This window comes from Alphaproteobacteria bacterium, from assembly GCA_015231795.1.
Classification (GTDB): Bacteria; Pseudomonadota; Alphaproteobacteria; order Rhodospirillales; family WMHbin7; genus WMHbin7.
This window is the reverse complement of record JADGAX010000010.1, coordinates 1-17,465: the sequence shown is the minus strand read 5'-3', so window position 1 is coordinate 17,465 and position 17,465 is coordinate 1. Positions and strand designations below refer to the sequence as shown.

The 17,465-nt window shown below is 62.7% G+C and carries 22 protein-coding genes; 18 read left to right on the top strand and 4 right to left on the bottom strand.

The features are described from left to right. Nucleotides 1-49: 49 nt before the first annotated feature. Both cobO and HQL44_15885 read left to right on the top strand, forming a co-directional pair. Nucleotides 50-661, top strand: coding sequence for a cob(I)yrinic acid a,c-diamide adenosyltransferase (gene cobO / locus HQL44_15890; GenBank protein ID MBF0270065.1), 612 nt, complete (start codon nucleotides 50-52; stop codon nucleotides 659-661). Nucleotides 662-690: 29 nt separating this feature from the next. Further along, nucleotides 691-2,148, top strand: a complete 1,458-nt coding sequence (locus HQL44_15885) for a cobyric acid synthase (protein MBF0270064.1) — start codon at nucleotides 691-693, stop codon at nucleotides 2,146-2,148. Here HQL44_15885 and cobD read toward each other — a convergent pair. Beyond that, nucleotides 2,105-3,139, bottom strand: a complete 1,035-nt coding sequence (gene cobD / locus HQL44_15880) for a cobalamin biosynthesis protein CobD (GenBank protein ID MBF0270063.1) — start codon at nucleotides 3,137-3,139, stop codon at nucleotides 2,105-2,107. The two genes, HQL44_15885 and cobD, sit on opposite strands and share 44 nt — an antisense overlap. 29 nt (nucleotides 3,140-3,168) lie before the next feature. On the opposite strand from cobD, the gene HQL44_15875 reads away from it, so the two are divergent. The 7 genes from HQL44_15875 (at nucleotide 3,169) to HQL44_15845 (ending at nucleotide 9,877) form a co-directional block, all read left to right on the top strand. Beyond that, on the top strand, nucleotides 3,169-4,197 hold the full coding sequence (locus HQL44_15875) for a sirohydrochlorin chelatase (GenBank protein MBF0270062.1): 1,029 nt from the start codon (nucleotides 3,169-3,171) through the stop codon (nucleotides 4,195-4,197). Then, entirely contained in the window at nucleotides 4,194-4,820 is a 627-nt protein-coding gene (locus tag HQL44_15870; protein MBF0270061.1) for a precorrin-8X methylmutase, read from the top strand. Before HQL44_15875 ends, HQL44_15870 begins: the two co-directional genes overlap by 4 nt. Continuing rightward, nucleotides 4,817-6,007, top strand: a complete 1,191-nt coding sequence (cbiE, locus tag HQL44_15865; GenBank protein MBF0270060.1) for a precorrin-6y C5,15-methyltransferase (decarboxylating) subunit CbiE — start codon at nucleotides 4,817-4,819, stop codon at nucleotides 6,005-6,007. Before HQL44_15870 ends, cbiE begins: the two co-directional genes overlap by 4 nt. Further along, a complete protein-coding gene (gene cobI, locus HQL44_15860) occupies nucleotides 6,000-6,683 on the top strand; it encodes a precorrin-2 C(20)-methyltransferase (protein ID MBF0270059.1) in 684 nt (227 codons plus the stop codon). The genes cbiE and cobI overlap by 8 nt, the downstream gene beginning before the upstream one ends. After that, the gene (cobJ, locus tag HQL44_15855) at nucleotides 6,680-8,494 is read left to right on the top strand and encodes a precorrin-3B C(17)-methyltransferase (protein ID MBF0270058.1); all 1,815 of its coding nucleotides are present in this window, start codon (nucleotides 6,680-6,682) and stop codon (nucleotides 8,492-8,494) included. Before cobI ends, cobJ begins: the two co-directional genes overlap by 4 nt. Further along, a complete protein-coding gene (cobM, locus tag HQL44_15850) occupies nucleotides 8,491-9,258 on the top strand; it encodes a precorrin-4 C(11)-methyltransferase (GenBank protein MBF0270057.1) in 768 nt (255 codons plus the stop codon). The genes cobJ and cobM overlap by 4 nt, the downstream gene beginning before the upstream one ends. 121 nt (nucleotides 9,259-9,379) lie before the next feature. Further along, nucleotides 9,380-9,877, top strand: coding sequence for a hypothetical protein (locus HQL44_15845; protein MBF0270056.1), 498 nt, complete (start codon nucleotides 9,380-9,382; stop codon nucleotides 9,875-9,877). Here the strand turns inward: HQL44_15845 and HQL44_15840 are convergent. Together HQL44_15840 and HQL44_15835 are read right to left on the bottom strand one after the other, a co-directional pair. Then, nucleotides 9,865-10,626 carry a cobalt-precorrin-6A reductase gene (locus tag HQL44_15840; GenBank protein ID MBF0270055.1) on the bottom strand — a complete coding sequence of 254 codons (762 nt, stop codon included), beginning with the start codon at nucleotides 10,624-10,626 and terminating at the stop codon, nucleotides 9,865-9,867. The two genes, HQL44_15845 and HQL44_15840, sit on opposite strands and share 13 nt — an antisense overlap. After that, on the bottom strand, nucleotides 10,616-11,641 hold the full coding sequence (locus HQL44_15835) for a cobalt-precorrin-5B (C(1))-methyltransferase (protein ID MBF0270054.1): 1,026 nt from the start codon (nucleotides 11,639-11,641) through the stop codon (nucleotides 10,616-10,618). The genes HQL44_15840 and HQL44_15835 overlap by 11 nt, the downstream gene beginning before the upstream one ends. A 60-nt stretch (nucleotides 11,642-11,701) precedes the next feature. Between HQL44_15835 and HQL44_15830 the strand changes: the two genes are divergently transcribed. Genes HQL44_15830 through HQL44_15820 form a run of 3 tightly spaced genes read left to right on the top strand, consistent with a single transcriptional unit; the run spans nucleotide 11,702 to nucleotide 13,370 of the window. Then, nucleotides 11,702-12,157: a CreA family protein gene (locus HQL44_15830; GenBank protein MBF0270053.1), complete on the top strand. Its 456-nt coding sequence runs from the start codon at nucleotides 11,702-11,704 to the stop codon at nucleotides 12,155-12,157. Next, the gene (cobA, locus tag HQL44_15825; GenBank protein ID MBF0270052.1) at nucleotides 12,154-12,909 is read left to right on the top strand and encodes a uroporphyrinogen-III C-methyltransferase; all 756 of its coding nucleotides are present in this window, start codon (nucleotides 12,154-12,156) and stop codon (nucleotides 12,907-12,909) included. Before HQL44_15830 ends, cobA begins: the two co-directional genes overlap by 4 nt. Then, complete coding sequence (locus tag HQL44_15820) at nucleotides 12,906-13,370, top strand: hypothetical protein (protein MBF0270051.1); 465 nt, start codon at nucleotides 12,906-12,908, stop codon at nucleotides 13,368-13,370. The genes cobA and HQL44_15820 overlap by 4 nt, the downstream gene beginning before the upstream one ends. 6 nt (nucleotides 13,371-13,376) lie before the next feature. On the opposite strand, the gene HQL44_15815 is transcribed toward HQL44_15820, so the two are convergent. Beyond that, a complete protein-coding gene (locus tag HQL44_15815) occupies nucleotides 13,377-14,072 on the bottom strand; it encodes a pirin family protein (protein ID MBF0270050.1) in 696 nt (231 codons plus the stop codon). A gap of 114 nt (nucleotides 14,073-14,186) precedes the next feature. On the opposite strand from HQL44_15815, the gene HQL44_15810 reads away from it, so the two are divergent. The 6 genes from HQL44_15810 (at nucleotide 14,187) to HQL44_15785 (ending at nucleotide 17,279) form a co-directional block, all read left to right on the top strand. Continuing rightward, nucleotides 14,187-14,396: a hypothetical protein gene (locus HQL44_15810; GenBank protein ID MBF0270049.1), complete on the top strand. Its 210-nt coding sequence runs from the start codon at nucleotides 14,187-14,189 to the stop codon at nucleotides 14,394-14,396. A gap of 5 nt (nucleotides 14,397-14,401) precedes the next feature. Further along, a complete protein-coding gene (locus tag HQL44_15805) occupies nucleotides 14,402-14,626 on the top strand; it encodes a hypothetical protein (GenBank protein ID MBF0270048.1) in 225 nt (74 codons plus the stop codon). Nucleotides 14,627-14,644: 18 nt separating this feature from the next. Beyond that, the gene (locus tag HQL44_15800; GenBank protein MBF0270047.1) at nucleotides 14,645-15,232 is read left to right on the top strand and encodes an NUDIX hydrolase; all 588 of its coding nucleotides are present in this window, start codon (nucleotides 14,645-14,647) and stop codon (nucleotides 15,230-15,232) included. After that, the gene (locus HQL44_15795; GenBank protein MBF0270046.1) at nucleotides 15,229-16,335 is read left to right on the top strand and encodes an SEL1-like repeat protein; all 1,107 of its coding nucleotides are present in this window, start codon (nucleotides 15,229-15,231) and stop codon (nucleotides 16,333-16,335) included. The genes HQL44_15800 and HQL44_15795 overlap by 4 nt, the downstream gene beginning before the upstream one ends. After that, nucleotides 16,332-16,997 (top strand): Crp/Fnr family transcriptional regulator, encoded by a 666-nt coding sequence (locus HQL44_15790; protein MBF0270045.1) that lies wholly within the window; start codon nucleotides 16,332-16,334, stop codon nucleotides 16,995-16,997. Before HQL44_15795 ends, HQL44_15790 begins: the two co-directional genes overlap by 4 nt. A gap of 93 nt (nucleotides 16,998-17,090) precedes the next feature. Continuing rightward, nucleotides 17,091-17,279 (top strand): DUF2892 domain-containing protein, encoded by a 189-nt coding sequence (locus tag HQL44_15785; protein ID MBF0270044.1) that lies wholly within the window; start codon nucleotides 17,091-17,093, stop codon nucleotides 17,277-17,279. The last annotated feature ends 186 nt before the right edge of the window (nucleotides 17,280-17,465 follow it).

Here is a 17,465-nt window from a genome sequence, read left to right as displayed (position 1 = left end):
CAGGTCAGGAGCTTGGCTGTAAACTGCTCCCCCGCCTCAGGAGCCTCGCATGACCGAACCCGACGCAGCCCCCCTTTCCCATCACGAGCGTATGGCCCGCAAGAAGGCGGCCCGCGACAAGATGATGGAAAAGAAGACCGAGCAAAAAGGCCTGATCATCGTTCATACCGGACCCGGCAAGGGCAAGACCACGGCGGCCTTGGGCATGGCGATCCGGGCGTTGGGCCACGGCATGCGGGTGTCGATCATTCAATTCGTCAAGGGCAAGCGCGAGACGGCCGAGCGGCGCATCCTGAAGGGCTTCGCCCCCCAGCTTGAAATCCAGGCTCTGGGCGAGGGTTTCACCTGGGAAACCCAGGACCGCGAGAAGGATATGTTAGCCGCGACCAGCGCCTGGGCGGTTGCCAAACGGCACCTAACCAGTTCAAACTACGGTATGATTATTTTAGACGAATTGAATATCCTGCTGCGCGACGCCACCTTGCCGGTAGCGGAGGTGCTGGCTGCCCTGGCCGAACGCCCGCCCATGCAACATGTGGTGATCACGGGGCGCGGAGCACCCCCCGAACTGATCGAGATGGCCGATCTGGTCACCGAGATGACGCTGGTCAAGCACCCGTTCAAACAAGGCGTTGCGGCCCAGGCGGGCATCGAATTCTGATGAGCCGGGCCAACGCCACCCCCGCCCTGATGATTCAAGGCACCGGATCGGATACCGGCAAGTCGCTGCTGGTGGCGGGGTTGTGCCGGGCTTTCGCCAATCGGGGTCTTAGGGTGCGGCCCTTCAAGCCGCAGAACATGTCGAACAACGCCGCCGTCACCTCCGATGGCGGCGAGATCGGCAGGGCGCAGGCCCTGCAAGCCAGGGCGGCGGGGGTAGCGCCTTCGAAACACATGAACCCCGTGCTGCTGAAGCCGCAGACCGAGGTGGGCGCTCAGGTGGTGGTGCAAGGGCAAGTGATCGGCAATGCGGGGGCCTTGGATTATCAAGATCTGAAACCCAAGCTGCTGCCCCGCGTGCTGGACAGTTTCGACCTGTTGAGCCGTCAGGCCGACCTTGTGCTGGTGGAAGGGGCGGGCAGTGCCGCCGAAATCAATCTGCGCCAAGCCGACATCGCCAATATGGGATTCGCCCTGGCCGCCAATGTGCCGGTGCTGCTGGCGGGCGATATCGACCGGGGCGGCGTGATCGCCCAGATCGTGGGCACGCACGCCTTGCTGTCCGATGCCGAGCGCGCTCTGGTCAAAGGCTTCATGATCAACAAGTTCAGGGGCGACGCCAGATTGTTCGAAAGCGGCATGGCCGAGATCGCCAAGCGGACGGGCTGGCCAGCCCTGGGCCTGATCCCCTGGTTTGCCCAGGCCAAATTCCTGCCCGCCGAGGACGCCATGGGGCTGGATCAATTGGGCGGCAAAGACCAAAAAGGCAAGATCGTGATCGCGGTGCCCAAACTGCCCCGCTTATCCAATTTCGACGATTTCGATCCCCTGCTGGCCGAGCCGGAGGTTTCGCTGATTTTCGTCGAACCAGGAGGACCGATCCCGGCCAGCGCCGACTGGATTTTGCTGGGCGGCTCGAAGGCCACCAGGGCCGATCTGGCATTCCTGTTCGACCAGGGCTGGGATATCGACATCAAGGCGCATTTGCGCCGCCAAAAACCCGTGCTGGGCCTGTGCGGCGGCTATCAGATGCTGGGCCGCAAGGTTTGCGACCCCTTGGGGCTTGAGGGCGAGCCGGGCGAAACGCCAGGCCTTGGCCTGCTTGAGATCGACACCGAAATGACGCCAGACAAGATCACCCGCGAAGTGACGGGCACGGCGCGGATCAATGATGAAATCGTCAGCGGTTATGAAATCCATATGGGACGCAGCCATGGTCCCGACGGCGACAGGCCCATGCTGGACCTGCCCCACGGTCCCGACGGCGCGGTCTCGAAAGATGGGCTGGTCATGGGCTGCTATCTGCATGGCTTGTTCCAGGCCAACGGCTTCAGACGCCGTTTCCTGAATCTGTCCTCGTCGCTCGATCATTCCGTCCTGATCGAAAGCACGCTCGACAAGCTGGCCCTCCATCTGGCGGCCCATCTCGATCTGGACCTGCTGCTTACAATGGCCAAGGAAAGGTCAGGCTCAGTTGCCCGCCCTTGAGCAAAAGCCACAAGCCGCCCACCAGCACGGCATTCAGGAAACAGCCGACCGCCAACATGTACAGCGAGCGGCGGATGTCTTGCTGGGTGGCCCGCGCGCGCAATTCCCTGCCGATCCAAGGTTCGTTGCTGGGACCTTCCGGATAGTGGCGAGGTCCCGACAAGGACAAGCCCAAAGCCCCCGCCATCGCCCCTTCCGGCCAGCCGGCGTTGGGCGAGCGGTGTTTCCTGGCGTCGCGGACCATCACCCAAAAGGATTTGAATGGATTGGCCGTGGGCACGAAAAAGGCGGCCAGCACGAACAACAGCCCGGAAAGCCTGGCTGGGATCAGATTCATCAGATCGTCCAGCCTGGCCGAGGTGACGCCGAAGGCGCGGTAACGTTCTGTCTTGTGGCCGATCATGCTGTCCAGCGTATTGACAGTCTTGTACAGCAACAGACCCGGCACGCCCAGCAGCACATACCAGAAAACCGGCGCCACCACCCCGTCGCCGAAATTCTCGGCGCAGGATTCCACGGCGGCGCGCGCCACCCCATGCTCGTCCAGCTGCTTGACGTCGCGGCCCACGATGTGCGACACAGCTTCGCGCCCGCCCGCCAACCCCTTGGCCTTCAAGGCGCGGCCAACCGCCAGCACATGCTCGAACAAGGACCGCTGGGCGATCAGCATCCAGGCCAGGGCCAGTTCCAGCACCCAGCCATAGGCAAAACTCTGCTTGACCTTCTCCACCCCGATTCCCGCCGCCAGGGCCAGACCCGCCATCAGCATCAGCAAAACGAAGCCCCTGAACGCCCGGTCCATGGCATGGCGGCGCGGCCGGTTCAGTTTTTTCTCGAGAAACCCGGCAAGACTGCCGACAATCTTGACCGGATGGGGCAGAATGCGAAAGACAAGCGGGCTGTCGCCCAACAGGGCGTCCAACGCCAGCGCGGCCAGGATGAGTAGCAAAGGGTCCACCGCATGGGGACCGGAAGCGATCAGTGAAAACATTTGTGTAAAATAGCGAAAGGACTTCGGATATGGCAAGAACCGGTATCATGATTTGCGGCCATGGCAGCCGCGATCCGGAAGCCATCGACGAAATCGAGCGTCTGGTGACCAAGCTGGCGCCGCGCCTGCCCGAATATGAGGTGGCGGGCAGCTATCTAGAGTTCGCCCGACCGATCATCCGCGAAGGCCTTGAATCGCTGTTGGAAAAGGGGTGCGAGCGCATCCTGGCCATTCCCGGCATGCTGTTCGCCGCCGGCCACGTCAAGAACGACCTGCCCTGGGAAGTTAACAGCTTCGCGGCGGATCATCCCGAAACCCCCATCGTCATGGGTCGCGAACTGGCGATTACGCCTCTTTTGCTGAAAGCCGCCCAGGAACGCATCCACACCGCCGAGCAGCACGCCCATCACGATGTGCCGCGCGACGAGACCTGTCTGGTCGTGGTCGGGCGCGGCACCAACGATTCGGACGCCAATTCCAACGTCGCCAAGGTGGCCCGCATGCTGGGCGAGGGCATGGGATTCGGCTGGACCGAGGTGGCCTTTTCGGGCGTCGCCCATCCCAGGGTGGATGATTGTTTGAACCGCGTCGTCAAGCTGGGTTTCCGCCGCTATCTGGTATTTCCCTATTTCCTGTTCACCGGCGTGTTGGTCAAGCGCATCTACGAACAGACGGCGGAAGTGGCGGCCTTGTTCCCGCAGATCGAATTCATCAAAGCGCATTACCTGGACGACCACCCGCTGGTCGTCGACGCCTTCATCGAACGCATCCGCGAAACCGACAAGGGCATCGGCGCCATGAACTGCCAACTGTGCAAATACCGCGAGCAGATCATCGGCTACGAAAAGGACAAGGGCGTGCAGCAGGCAGGGCACCACCACCATGTGCGCGGCATCGGCACCGACGAGGAACATCGTCACCACGATCACGATCATGACGACCACGATCATGAGCATGGCCACCATCACAAAGGGCACGCCCACGAACCGCATCACGGGCACGACCATGGGCACGACCATGGGCACGGGCATTTCAACCCGCATCACGGCAAGCGCTGATGGACTATGTGAAGGACGGGGCCGAAATCTACCGGCAATCCTTCAAGGCGATTCGCGCCGAGACGGATTTGAGCGGCGTTCCCGAAGACATCCAGCCCATTTTGCTGCGCATCGTGCACGCCACCGCCTCGCCGGACATCGCACCCGATTTCGCCTTTTCGCCCGATGCGGCGCAGGCCGGAAAATCAGCGCTTTCGCAGGGCGCTCCGATTTTCGCCGATTGCGCCATGGTGATGTCGGGCATCATCAAGAACAGGCTTTCCGGCAACGACGTGATCTGCACCCTGTATGAAGATGGCGTGAAGGAACTGGCTGGCCAGATGAAGACCACCCGCTCGGCGGCGGCGGTCGATTTCTGGAAACCACGCCTGAATGGCGCCATCTGCGTCATCGGCAATGCGCCCACCGCCTTGTTTCGCCTGCTGGAACTGGTAGGCCTGGGTTTTCGCCCCGCCCTGATCCTGGGTTTTCCGGTGGGTTTCATCGGAGCCGCCGAATCGAAAGACGCGCTGATCCGCCATCATCTGGGCGTGCCTTTCGCAACGCTTAAGGGGCGGCGCGGCGGCAGCCCCATGGCGGCGGCGGCCTTGAATGCGCTATCGGGACCCGAGGGGGGAGCATGAGTGATCGCATCGCCGTCGTCGGCATCGGCGAGGCCGGATTGGTGGGCTTGAAGCCCGCCGCGCGCGCCTTGATCGAAAACGCCAAGACCATCGTGGGCGGCTGGCGCCATCTGAGCATGATTCCCGAGGGGCCTGCCAAGCGCATCGAATGGACGACGCTGGAAGAAACGGTGGCGGCCATTGAAGCGCATGCCGAACATGATTTGGTGGTGCTGGCCAGCGGCGATCCTATGTGGTTCGGATTGGGCGCCACCCTTGCCAAGCGTTTCGGGCCTGAGCGTTTGTTCGTGGTGCCGACGCCCAGCGCCTTTTCCCTGGCCGCCGCCCGCCTGGGCTGGCCCTTGCAAGATACGCTTTGCCTGACCGTTCACGGCAGGCCCCTGGAAAATCTGGTCCTGCATCTGGCTCCCGGCCAAAAAATTCTGGCCCTGGGCAATGACGAATTCACGCCCCTGAAAATCGGCGATCTTTTGCGCCGCTGCGGATTCCAAGACAGCCGGATCGCCGTGCTGTCTTATCTGGGCGGCCCCAAGGAAAGAATCGTCGAAGGGATCAAGCCGGGCCTTGGCCTTGACGTGATCGCCATCGAGTGCGTGGCTGGCCCCGGGGCGCGACTGGCGTCGCGAGCGCCCGGCCTGCCCGACGACATGTTCGAACATGACGGCCAGATCACCAAGCGGCACATTCGCGCCGCCACGCTGGCCCAACTCGCCCCCCTGCCCGGACAGTTGCTGTGGGATATCGGCGCCGGGGCCGGATCGATCGCCATCGAATTTCTGCGCGCCGCTCCATCTGGCGCCGCCGTCGCCTTCGAGAAGAACACCGAGCGCGCCGGGCGCATCGGGCGCAACGCGCTGTCCTTGGGTGTTGCGCAGCTTGAAATCGCAACCGGTTCTGCGCCCGACATTCTGAAGGGGCGAAAGGAAGCCCCGGATGCCGTCTTCGTCGGCGGCGGCGTTTCCGTTCCCGGCGTTCTGCAAAGCGCCTGGGACGCGCTGAAGCCCGGCGGGCGGCTGGTTGCCAATGCGGCGACGCTGGAAGGCGAAGCCCATCTTTTTGCCTGGCACGCCCAGCAAGGCGGCGATCTCGTTCGCCTGTCCATCGACTATCTGGAATCCGTCGGCGCCTTCAAGGTTTGGAAACCCGCCATACCTGTGACGCAATATTGCGGGGTGAAGCGTGGCTAGACTGATCGGAATCGGAGTAGGTCCGGGCGATCCCGAACTGATCACGCTGAAGGCGGCGCGCCTTTTGAAGGAAACGCTCGTCATCGCCTATCCTGCGCCGATGCAAGGCGAAGGATTGGCGCGCTCGATTGTGGGCGACCTGATCCCAACTGGGCGCGTCGAAATACCACTTCGCATGGAAATGAGCCTGGATCGCGATTCCGCCAATGCCGCCTATGACGCGGGCGCCGTCGAGATCGCCAAGCACCTCGAGGAAGGGCGCGACGTCGCCGTGCTGTGCGAGGGCGATCCTTTGCTGTTCGGCAGTTTCATTTACTTGATGGACCGACTGGGCGACCGCTTCGAGGTGCAGGTGGTTCCCGGCATCTCATCACCCATGGCGTCCGCCGCCGCCGCCCTGATGCCGCTGGCCGTGCAAGACGAAGCCGTCTTGCTGATTCCCGCCAGCCGCAGCGAGGAAGAGCTGGAACGCCTGATCTCCGGCACGCAAACCGCCTGCCTGTTCAAGGTAGGACGCCATCTTGATAAAATTCGCCGCGTGCTGTTGCGCCTGAACCGATTGGACAAGGCCTGCTATGTCGAGCGAGCCAGCCAAGCGCAAGAACAATGTCTGACGCTGGATCAGGCCATCGCCAAGGGCGGCGTCTATTTCGCCATGGTCCTGGTTCGCTCATGAGACAGCGGATCGTTCTTGCCGTTCTTGACGAACGGGGCGCTGCCCAAGCAGGCCGCCTGAAAGCCCTGTTGCCCGAATCTGAGCTGCATGGCTTGGCCAAGCGCGTTGCGGTTTGCGACGTCGCCTTTTCTGACGCCATGACTCATCTGGCGCAGTTGTTCCAATCGGGTGCCGCCATCGTCGGATTCTGCGCGTCCGGCATCTTGATTCGCGCCGTTGCCCCGTTTCTTTCGAACAAGCGGGCCGAGCCGCCGCTGATCGCAGTGTCGGCGACCTCCGTCGTGCCGCTGCTGGGCGGCCATGCGGGCGCCAATAAGCTGGCCCTGAAGATCGCCGATATTCTAGAGCTTCACGCCGCCATCACCACATCAAGCGATACGCGCCTAGCCATGGCGCTCGACGATCCGCCGCCCGGCTGGAAGCTGGCCAACCCCGAAGCCGCCAAAGCCATCGCGGCTGCCCTGCTGGCGGGCCAAGCCGTGCGTCTTGACGACCCAGCATCGTTGGCCGACTGGCTTGATCGTGACCTATTCGCGCCCGAGGGCGACTTATGCGTGCGCGTCACCGAACGTCATGTCGCCGAGCCGGGCCGCGACCTGATTCTGCACCCGCCCATTCTGGCCCTGGGCGTGGGCTGCGAGCGAAATCTGGCCCCCGAGACATTGCTGTCGCACGCCAAACAAGTGTTGGCGGATGCAAGATTGTCGGAACATGCCGTGGCCTGCGTCGCCAGCCTGGATTTGAAAGCTGACGAGCGCGCGGTTCATGAGCTGGCCCGCAGCCTGAACGTTCCGGCGCGCTTTTTTTCGCCCCAGGAATTGGACGCCCTAACGTCGCGCCTTGAAAATCCATCAGACGTGGTTTTTCGTGAAACCGGCTGTCACGGCGTGGCCGAAGGGGCCGCCCTGGCCGCCGCAGGAACCTTATCGGAGTTGATCGTGCCCAAGTCTAAAACAAGCCAAGCCACCGCCGCCGTCGCCCGCTCGCCGCACCCGATCCAGCCGAATCAAGTTGGCAAGGCCCAAGGCCATCTCTTCGTGGTCGGCATCGGTCCCGGAGCGGCCGAATTTCGCACGCCCAACGCCTGCCGCGCCCTGGCGCTGTCTTCCGATCTGGTCGGCTATGGCCTGTATCTCGACCTGATCCAAGACTTGATCGCGCCGCACCAGCGCAGGCATGACGGCACGATGGGCGCCGAGGAAGACCGCGTGCGCCAAGCCATCGAGCTGGCCGCCGAGGGTCGCATCGTTTCCCTGGTTTGTTCCGGCGATGCGGGCATCTATGCCCTGGCGACCTTGGCGTTCGAGCTTCTCGAACGGGAAGGTGCAGCCCGCAAAGACTGGCAACGCATCGGCGTCGAGGTGGTGCCGGGCTTAAGCGCCCTTCTGATGGCGGCGGCCAGGGCGGGCGCGCCGCTCAACCATGATTTCTGCGTGATCTCGCTGTCCGACCTGCTGACGCCGATGGAGACGATCCGCAAGCGCTTGAAGGCCGCAGCCGAGGGCGATTTCGCGCTGGCGCTTTACAATCCCGTTTCCAAGAAGCGGCGCGAACAGATCGTCGAGGCCAGGGACATTCTGCTCAAGGAGCGACCGGCCTCGACGCCGGTGATGGTAGCGCGCAATCTGGGGCGCGACGACGAACGGCTGGATATTTTCCCGCTTTCTGAGTTAGGCCCCGACAAGGCCGACATGCTGTCGATCGTGCTGATCGGCAATTCTGAAACCCGCATCGTCTTGCATGGCGGCCAAAGGCGCGTCTATACGCCCAGGGGCTATGCCGGAAAGCATCGCAAGGACGCCAGCGCATGACCATTCATTTCATCGGCGCAGGCCCCGGCGCGCCCGACCTGATCACCGTGCGCGGCTTGAATCTGATCCGCAAGTGTCAGGTCGTTTTGTATGCCGGATCGCTGGTGCCTGCCGAAGTCGTCGCCGAGGCCCCCAAGGACGCCCGCGTCATTGACAGCGCCAAACTGAACCTGGACGAGACCATCGCCGAGATGCAAGCCGCCCACGCCAAGGGGCAGGATGTGGCGCGCGTGCATTCGGGCGATCCGTCGCTTTACGGCGCCATCGCCGAACAGATGCGCCGCCTGGATACGCTGGGCATTCCTTATGACGTAACGCCCGGCGTGCCCAGCTTCGCCGCCGCCGCCGCCGCCCTGAACATGGAACTGACGCTGCCCGACGTGTCGCAGACCGTGATCCTCACCCGCACGGCGGTCAAGTCATCGTCGATGCCCGAAGGCGAGGATTTGGCGACTCTCGGCAAAAGCGGGGCCACCCTGGCCTTGCACCTGTCGGCCGCCAACCTGGCGCATGTCGTGGAAACGCTGACCCCGCTTTATGGCGCCGATTGCCCGGTGGCGGTGGTTTACCGCGCCAGTTGGCCCGATCAAGCCATCGTGCGTGGCACGCTAGCCGACATCCGCGCCAAGATGAAAGAGGCGGGCATCGCCAAAACCGCGCTGGTGCTGGTTGGGCGCGTGCTGGGCAACCACGACTTTACCGAAAGCCGCCTATACGCCGCCGATTTCAGCACGGAATTTCGCAAAGGCATACCCAGCCACTAAGCCGGATCATTCATCTTGCGTTCAGACTGTGGGTTATACTTATTATAGGTCATGGGAAGAATGCCCTGAATAACAAGGGCTGGCCGCTAAATAGCGGCATTGGGAGATGGAAGGGTCACACATGAACTCTATTAACTTTAACCGGCGGACTTTCTTGGCCTCGCTGGGGGCTGGCATGCTGGGCGCCAGCGGCTTGTTGAGCGCCGACGACAACGACAATCCGCTGCCCGAGCCGGTCAGCGTCGAAGGCACGCCGCCGGTCATTGAATTCGAGGCCAGGGTCAAAAAGTTCGTCGAACAGAACAGCCTGGAGGACGGCACCGTCCAGCCCAAGGCTGGCGCATCCACCGACATTCTGCTTTTGCTCAAGCGCTTTACCTTCACGCCGGGATCGCTGGAATTGAAGCGGGGCGTCGCCTACCGTTTCCAGATCATGGCGGGCGACATTCCGCATGGCGTCTGGATCAAGCCCAGCGAATACGGACCCATCACCCTGACGGCGGGCGAAGTGACGACGCGCAGCTTCACCTTCCGCAAACCGGGCCGCTATTTCATTTTCTGCTCGACCTATTGCGGCGCCGGGCACGACAAGATGCGCGCCCAGGTTCAGGTGGTCTGAGAAAACAGCGTATCGGCGATCCTGGCCAGCGCCTCGTCAAGCGAGGCGGCGCTGGCGGTTTCCTCCTGCCTGGGTCGTTCGATCATCAGAACGGGAATGTTCAAGGCCCCAGCCGCCGCGATCTTTCCATATGTGGCTTCGCCGCCGCTGGCTTTCGACACGACAAGATCGATCCCGTGTTCCTGCATGAGCCGCGTTTCGCCATCGACGTCAAAGGGCGGGCGTCCCAGCACCATATGCCAGTGTCCGGGCAAAGGCAGGCGGGGCCGCTCGATCAGGCGCACCAGAAACCAAACGCCGCGAATATCCCTGAATGCGTCCAGTTCCATCCGCCCGATGGTCAGAAAGACCCGCTTGCCAAGGGCCGCAACCTGGCTTGCCGCAGCCTGCATATCGGGCGCGATGATCCAGTTGTCGCCCGCCTTTCTGGGCCAAGCGGGGCGCTCGAGTGCCAGAAGCGGAACCTTTGCTTCGCGGCAAGCGGCCACGGCATGGGCCGAGATGTTCTTGGCGAACGGATGTGTGGCATCGATGACGGCACCTATTGATTCATTCGCCAGATAGGCAGCCAATCCGTCAACGCCGCCAAAACCGCCCACGCGCAAACGACCGGGCAGATTGGGCAGCGTGATCATCCGCCCAGCCAGCGAGGTGATCAGATCGACGCTTTGGCCAAATTTGCGATCGATTGCACCAGCCAGCGCCGCCGCCTCCGCCGTGCCGCCCAGGATCAATAATTTAGCTGGCATGGCCGATCACCTTTCCCGAGCGATCCACCACCAGCACGTCTAGCCGGACATCGCTTCTTGAAAGCGTGACGCGCGCCGCAAGAAGGCCGCGTTCCGCCACCCTTTGCGCCAAGGGGAAATCGCCCGCCAGGTCCAACGCCTGCGACGCGCTATGAGCCTTGGCCAGACGCGCCGCCACGCAAGAATCGCCCGCCAGTCCGGCCAGAAAGGCGACATCGACCGAACTTTTCTTGGAATGCAGGTCAAGACTTCCCGCCGCCAGCTTCGACATCTTGCCGAATCCGCCCGCCAGCGTGACGCGCCGCACGGGGTTGCGTCTTAGATATTTCAAGAAAGCGCCAGCGAAGCCGCCGATATCGATCAAAGCCCGTTCGCTCAGTCCATGAAGTTGTCCAGCCGCCCGCTCCGACGCATCCCCCGTCGCCCCGACGACATGATCCAGACCGTTCGCCCGGGCCACATCGATGGCGCGGTGAACGGCGCCGATCCAGGCGGCGTTCGAATAGGGCGTCACCACGCCGCTGGTGCCCAGGATCGACAGACCGCCCACAACGCCCAGGCGCGCATTCATGGTCTGTTTCGCCAACGCCTCACCGCCTGGAATGGACAGGGTGACGATGAAATCTTGGCCGAATTCGGCCAGATTCGCAGCGATCTGGGCGCGCGGGCCGGGCGTGACGGCAGGCTCTCCGATGGCGATGGGCAGGCCCGGCAAGGTCGCCACCCCCACCCCTTGGCCCGCCTTGAAGATAAGTCCGCAACCGGGCAGCCCCTGCTCCACTCGGGCCAGGATCAGGGCGCCGTGGGTCACGTCGGGATCGTCGCCCGCATCCTTGACCACGCCCGCCATGGCCCATCCCGCCCCAGCATCTTTCACCGCCACGGGAAATTGGGTTTGAACGCCCTTGGGCAGGCGAATTTCAACCGAATCGGGCCATTGGCCCGTTTGAAGAAAGGCCGCCGCCGCCTTGGCCGCCGCCGCCGCGCATGCCCCTGTCGTCCATCCTTTTCGCATTTGGCTCATTTGTGCCTATATTGAATGCTGTCGCCCGCAACCGCAAACACTGAGATGAACATGAAAACCCTGCCCCTGCTTGCCGGTCTGCTGCTTTTATCCCTTCCCGCCCAAGCCGAGGAAATCGGCGAAGTCAGCACCGTCTTCAAATTCCTGGGACCCAACTCCAAGATCGTCATCGAGGCCTTCGACGATCCCAAGGTCGAGGGGGTGACCTGCCACCTCAGCCGCGCCAAGCAAGGCGGCATTTCGGGTGGGTTGGGACTGGCCGAAGATCCTTCGGACGCCTCGATCGCCTGCCGCCAGGTGGGGCCGATCAGCATCGTCAAGGAATTCAAGAACGGCGAAACCGTCTTCAAGCAAGACACGTCCTTGCTGTTCAAGACCATGCAGGTGGTGCGCTTTCTGGACAAGAAGCGCAACGTGCTGGTCTATCTGGTCTATTCCGACCGGGTGATCGAGGGCTCGCCCAAGAACGCCATTTCCAGCGTTCCCATCATGCCGTGGGGCAAATGACCCGCTTTCCCGACATCGCCCCCGGCACGGTGTGGCTGGTCGGCGCCGGTCCCGGCGATCCGGGACTGTTGACCCTGCTGGCCCACCATGCCCTGTCGCAGGCCGATGTGGTCATTCACGACGCGCTGGTGGGATCGGGCGTGCTGGACATGATCCCCGCCAGCGCCCAGCGTTTCGCCATGGGCAAACGGGCAGGGCGAACCTCGCCGCTGCAAGAGACGATCTCGGCCCTGATGATCGAACATGCCAAGGCGGGCAAGCGTGTGGTGCGCCTGAAGGGCGGTGATCCCTTCGTCTTCGCAAGGGGAGCCGAGGAAGCCTTGGCTCTGGCCGAAGCGGGCATCGCTTTTCGCATCGTGCCCGGCGTGACGGCAGGCATCGGCGGACTGGCGATGGCGGGCATTCCGCTGACCAGCAAACAGATCTCTTCAGTGGCGATGGCGACCGGCCACGGACCGGATGGCAGGCTCGACCCCAAGCTGGACGTGGAAGGGCTTGGCCGCTCGGCCGACATGCTGGTTTTCTACATGGCCATCGAAACCCTGCCCGAACTGACCGAGCGGCTGTTGAAGGCCGGGCTTGATCCCCAGACCCCGGCGGCCATCGTCAGCCACGCCACCCTGCCCGGCCAGCAGGTGCTGACCTCCTGCCTGGGCGACGTGCAAGAAGCCGTCAAACAGACCAAGCCGCCAACGCCCGCCCTTCTGGTGATCGGCCCCAACGTCGCCTTGCGCGAAAGGCTGACGGCATGAGGTTTCTTCTGATCCTGATCCTGCTGTTGCTGCAAGCCTCTCCGGCTTTTGCCAAGCCCAAGAACTGCATGACCAGGGCGGAGCAGACGTCGGAATGGCAAATCCGTCACGCCATTCGCCTGCGCGAATTCGCCTGGCGCTGCGACGAGCCGCCCTACAGCGCCGGCACGTTGGAGATATGGAAGCGCATCGACGAGAAGAACGCCGCCCAGTTCAAGAAGATGACGGACGCCAGAGCCAAGGTGTTCGAACGCGAATTTCCCACCCAGCACAAAACCTATCTCGAGAACTGGAACGGACGCATCATCATTCGCTATCGCGATTACTATCTGTCCAACATCGATTGCGCCCAGACCAAGCAGCAGCTTCTAGACATCGACAAGAAGGGCTTCGGCGCCTTTACGAAAATGGCCGGAAAGTACAAACCGGAAGTGCTGATGGATTACAGAATCTGCGGGTAGAAGGGTTTAGGCCGTCTCCGCCAGCACCAGTTCGCTGGCTTCCAGGGCTTCGAAGGAAACGCGCTCCTCATCGGCGATGGCCAGGCCGTCGCGGCCATTCACCAAAACGCCATTGACCCGCACCTGTCCCTTGGCGGGAACCAGATAGCCAAAACGGTCCTTGAACCCGTAATCCAAGCGCTGGCCCGCTTCAAGATGAGCGCCCAGCACCGATGCGTCCTGGTTGATGCGAAGCGCGTCAACCTCGCCCTTGCGTCCCGAAGCCAGCGCCACCCAGCGACCGGATCGCTCAAATCCAGGGAATTGGCGGTTTTCCCAGCGCGGTTGGGCGCTTTTTTGCGCCGTCATGATCCAAATCTGGAAGATCAGCGCGTCTTCGCCTTCCAGATTGAACTCGCTATGCGTGATGCCGCTGCCCGCACTCATCACCTGCACATCGCCCGCCCGTGTATTGCCGCGATTGCCCAGCCCATCTTCATGGGTCAGCACGCCTTGGCGGATATAGGTCACGATCTCCATGTCGCGGTGCCCGTGGGGCGGAAAGCCGGTCCCGGCCTTGATTTCATCGTCATTCCACACCCGCAGCTTGCCCCAATTCACCCTTGCCGGATCGGCATAGTCGGCGAAGCTGAAGTGATAATGGGCGTTCAGCCAGTCGTTTTGAAAGCGGCCCAGGCCGGAAAAGGGGCGAAGTTCGATCATAAGACGATATTTAGGCGGCGGAAGGACGCGCTGCAAGCCCGGCTTCATCAGCATTCTTGAGGAAATTGGCGGAGGGTGGTAGACTGATCGGCGAAAATTGCAAAGGCAGAAGCCATGAGCGATCTTGTTACAGCAGCGGCGTCGATGGCGTCGGCCAACGGCCAAGACCACATCACCCTGATGGGCCTTAAGATGCAAAAGCAGGCCGAGCAGCTGGTGGTCAGCCTGATCGACCAGGGCACGGCTCAGGTCAAGGCGCTCAACCAGCAACCGGCCCTGAGCAGCAGCGGGCCTAAGGGAACCCAGGTTAACCTTTCGGTTTAAGACTTTTGGCCAATTCCGTCGAACGCACCTCTAGCCAAGCCAGTTCAGGCGCCAGCCAATTAGGCTCGCGCACCTCTCTGACTGTCGAAAGCACGGGGGCCAGGCGCAAAGTCGGCGCCAAAACCCAGGCTCCGCCCACCGAATTCCGCTTTCGCAATCTGGGGTTGGAGGGTGAAAAGCCCAACAACATGGATGTGCCGCGCGGCCACTATCTCGACATTCTGGTCTAATCCCGCCAAACTGTCCCCATGACGGGGGAAGGAAGAAAGGGACCGAGCGTGTTTCAGGTGCCGGACGGCGATGACCGCCCCCGGCTGACCTGCCCCGATTGCGGCTATGTCGCCTATGAAAATCCCAGGATCGTGGTGGGCGCCATCTGCGTTTGGGATGGGCGGTTTTTGCTGTGCCAGCGCGCCATCGAGCCGCGCAAGGGATTTTGGACGCCGCCCTCCGGCTTTCTGGAAATGAATGAAAGCACCGAGGAAGGCGCCATCCGGGAAGTGTGGGAGGAAGCCAGGGCCGAAGTGGAACTGGACGGCCTGCTCGCCCTTTACAGCATTCCCGCCATCGGCCAGGTGCATCTGATTTATCGGGCGCATCTGAAACATCCGGGGTTCGAACCGGGGCCGGAAAGCCTGGATGTGCGCTTGTTCGCTTGGGACGACATCCCCTGGGACGATCTGGCTTTCCCCAATGCCCGCTGGTCGCTTGAACATTGGCGGCAGATGCAAGACGAACCCCTGGCCTCGCTGATGGGCGTGCCCGAGGAATGGCGCCATCGTCTGGGCCGGGAACCGGCGCCCAGTTCGCCCTCTGCGCCCAAGGGGGCTTCATGATGAAGCGCCTTTGCCTGCTTGTTCTTCTGCTGGTCCTTCCGCTGTCGGCCAGGGCGGATGTTGGGGCGGGCCGAACCTTGATCGAGCAAGGATCGTACGAACAGGCCTTCTATGTGCTGCTGCCTCTGGCCGAGGATCAGGACCCGACAGCGCAATATCTGGTCGGCGGCCTGTATCTGATCGGGCGCGGCGTTCCCCAAGATCCCGGCGAGGCCAGAAAATGGCTGACCCGAGCCGCCCATAACGGCCATGCCGAAGCCACCATGGCATTGGGCGACATGGCGGCCAAGGGGTTTGCTGGCAAGCCCGACCCGGCCCAGGCCCTGGTCTGGTACCGGCGGGCGGCCGAGTTGGGCGTGGCGGCGGCGCAGAACAATCTGGGCATCGCCCTAGCCAGCGGCAAAGGCACGCATCGCGACATGAAAAGCGCCGTCATGTGGCTGGAGCGCGCCGCGCGCCAGGGCAACGCCGAGGCGCAGTACAATCTGGGACATCTTCTGTCGGCGGGCGGGCCGCAATTGAAAGCCGATCCCGAGGGCGCGTTGATGTGGTACGCCATCGCCGTCAAATCTGGCTTGAAGGATGCCGAGGACGAACGCAACGCGCTTACCAAGAAACTGGGCAAGAAGTCGAAACTGGCCCTGGCCAGCGCCCAGCGTTTCGTGGCCAAGCCGGAAACGGGAGGGCGAAATTTGCCTGCCCCGCCCAACGAGCCACAAACATCCGAACCGCCGCAAACATCCGCGCCGCAGTCAACCGAACCGACGCCTGAACCGCCCAAGCCAGCCCGTTCGACAAAGTCCGAGAAAACAGAAGCGCCGTCCAAGCAGGTCTCGCCCTTGCCGCCGACTCGCAAGATGAACCGCGCCAGCTATAAGGTGCAGGTCGCCAGCGGCCCCAATCAGGGCGAGATTTCCAAAGAGGCCAGCCGGTTGCGTTTCGACATGGCCGAACTGTTGGCCAATCTTGAAGTGTCGATCGTCTATGGCGAAGCGGGCTTCACCGCCCTGATGGGACCTTTGGCGACGCCCGACGAGGCCGAGGCGCTTTGCGCCAAGCTGAAGGCCAGGGGCCATAAACAGTGCTCGCCGGTGCCGCCATGAATGAAAGCGCCGACTGGACCCGCTCCATCCCCGCCCTGAACGGGCTGGACGAGACGACGCGCAAACGGCTGGTGGCGCTGGCCCAACCGGTCACCGCCCCCGCCGGGACAAGGCTGTTTGGCGAGGGCAGCCCCTGCCAGTCCTATCTGATCGTGTTGTCGGGACAGGTGCGCGTGCAAAAGGTGGGCGAGAACGGGCGCGAGATTGTGCTGTATCGGGTCGAGGCCGGGGAGACTTGCGTGGTCACCACCGCCTGCCTGATGAGCCAGACCGATTACGACGCCGAGGGCATCGCCGAAACGATCATCACCGCCAGGGCGCTGCCGATGAGCGGCTTTAAGGAATTGCTGGCCCAATCGGCCGCCTTCCGCGACTTCGTGTTCAGAGCCTACGCCACGCGCATTTCCACGCTTCTGATGCTGATCGAGGAAGTCGCCTTCGGACGCATCGAGCAGCGTTTGGCCGCCTGCCTGATCGGGCGCGCCCACGGCAAGGGCGAGTTGGAGGCGACGCATCAAGACCTGGCCTTCGAACTGGGCACGGCGCGCGAAGTGATCAGCCGCCAGTTGAAGGAATTCGAGCGCCGGGGTTGGGTCAAGCTGGGCCGCGGGCAGATCTCCCTGATCAAGGCCAGCGCGCTGGAAAGCATGGCGGGAAAGTAAATCATCCCCTCTGTGACCTTGTTACAGACCCAGGCCATGCCCAGGGGCTAGGTTTGTCCCATCAAGCCTTTCGCTTTTCTTGGAGAACGAGACATGTCAAAGAATGTTGGCGGCATCGACCGCATCCTGCGCATCGTGGTTGGTCTGGCCCTGATCGGCGCCACCCTGGCCGGTCTGCTGCCGGTTTGGGGTTGGATCGGCGTTGTTCCGCTGGCCACCGGCGCCATCGGCTGGTGCCCGGCCTACCTGCCCTTCGGCATCAAGACCTGCAAGTCGGCCTAATCTTGGCGGCAAGAAAGCGCAGTCACTTCAAAGTGGCTGCGCGTTCTGCCTGAGTCCCCAGCTCCTCTTCGGGAATGCCACCCAGATCTAGTTCTTCAGCCTTGTCCCCAGTGGGAAAATCGACTCTGACCCACTGCTGTCCCACAGGAAACGAAGTAAATGCGGCTTGATTCCCCGGTTGATGGT

Bases quoted from the DNA above. Each gene is read 5' to 3' on its own strand.
- HQL44_15800 (MBF0270047.1), top strand. From the start codon at position 14,645: ATGACGGGGGAAGGAAGAAAGGGACCGAGCGTGTTTCAGGTGCCGGAC.
- cobD (MBF0270063.1), bottom strand. From the start codon at position 3,139: ATGTTTTCACTGATCGCTTCCGGTCCCCATGCGGTGGACCCTTTGCTA.
- HQL44_15790 (MBF0270045.1), top strand. From the start codon at position 16,332: ATGAATGAAAGCGCCGACTGGACCCGCTCCATCCCCGCCCTGAACGGG.
- cobM (MBF0270057.1), top strand. From the start codon at position 8,491: ATGACCATTCATTTCATCGGCGCAGGCCCCGGCGCGCCCGACCTGATC.
- HQL44_15820 (MBF0270051.1), top strand. From the start codon at position 12,906: ATGAGGTTTCTTCTGATCCTGATCCTGCTGTTGCTGCAAGCCTCTCCG.
- HQL44_15795 (MBF0270046.1), top strand. From the start codon at position 15,229: ATGATGAAGCGCCTTTGCCTGCTTGTTCTTCTGCTGGTCCTTCCGCTG.
- HQL44_15810 (MBF0270049.1), top strand. From the start codon at position 14,187: ATGAGCGATCTTGTTACAGCAGCGGCGTCGATGGCGTCGGCCAACGGC.
- HQL44_15815 (MBF0270050.1), bottom strand. From the start codon at position 14,072: ATGATCGAACTTCGCCCCTTTTCCGGCCTGGGCCGCTTTCAAAACGAC.
- cobJ (MBF0270058.1), top strand. From the start codon at position 6,680: ATGAGACAGCGGATCGTTCTTGCCGTTCTTGACGAACGGGGCGCTGCC.
- cobA (MBF0270052.1), top strand. From the start codon at position 12,154: ATGACCCGCTTTCCCGACATCGCCCCCGGCACGGTGTGGCTGGTCGGC.
- HQL44_15785 (MBF0270044.1), top strand. From the start codon at position 17,091: ATGTCAAAGAATGTTGGCGGCATCGACCGCATCCTGCGCATCGTGGTT.
- HQL44_15830 (MBF0270053.1), top strand. From the start codon at position 11,702: ATGAAAACCCTGCCCCTGCTTGCCGGTCTGCTGCTTTTATCCCTTCCC.
- HQL44_15875 (MBF0270062.1), top strand. From the start codon at position 3,169: ATGGCAAGAACCGGTATCATGATTTGCGGCCATGGCAGCCGCGATCCG.
- cobO (MBF0270065.1), top strand. From the start codon at position 50: ATGACCGAACCCGACGCAGCCCCCCTTTCCCATCACGAGCGTATGGCC.
- HQL44_15835 (MBF0270054.1), bottom strand. From the start codon at position 11,641: ATGCGAAAAGGATGGACGACAGGGGCATGCGCGGCGGCGGCGGCCAAG.
- HQL44_15885 (MBF0270064.1), top strand. From the start codon at position 691: ATGATTCAAGGCACCGGATCGGATACCGGCAAGTCGCTGCTGGTGGCG.
- HQL44_15840 (MBF0270055.1), bottom strand. From the start codon at position 10,626: ATGCCAGCTAAATTATTGATCCTGGGCGGCACGGCGGAGGCGGCGGCG.
- cbiE (MBF0270060.1), top strand. From the start codon at position 4,817: ATGAGTGATCGCATCGCCGTCGTCGGCATCGGCGAGGCCGGATTGGTG.
- HQL44_15845 (MBF0270056.1), top strand. From the start codon at position 9,380: ATGAACTCTATTAACTTTAACCGGCGGACTTTCTTGGCCTCGCTGGGG.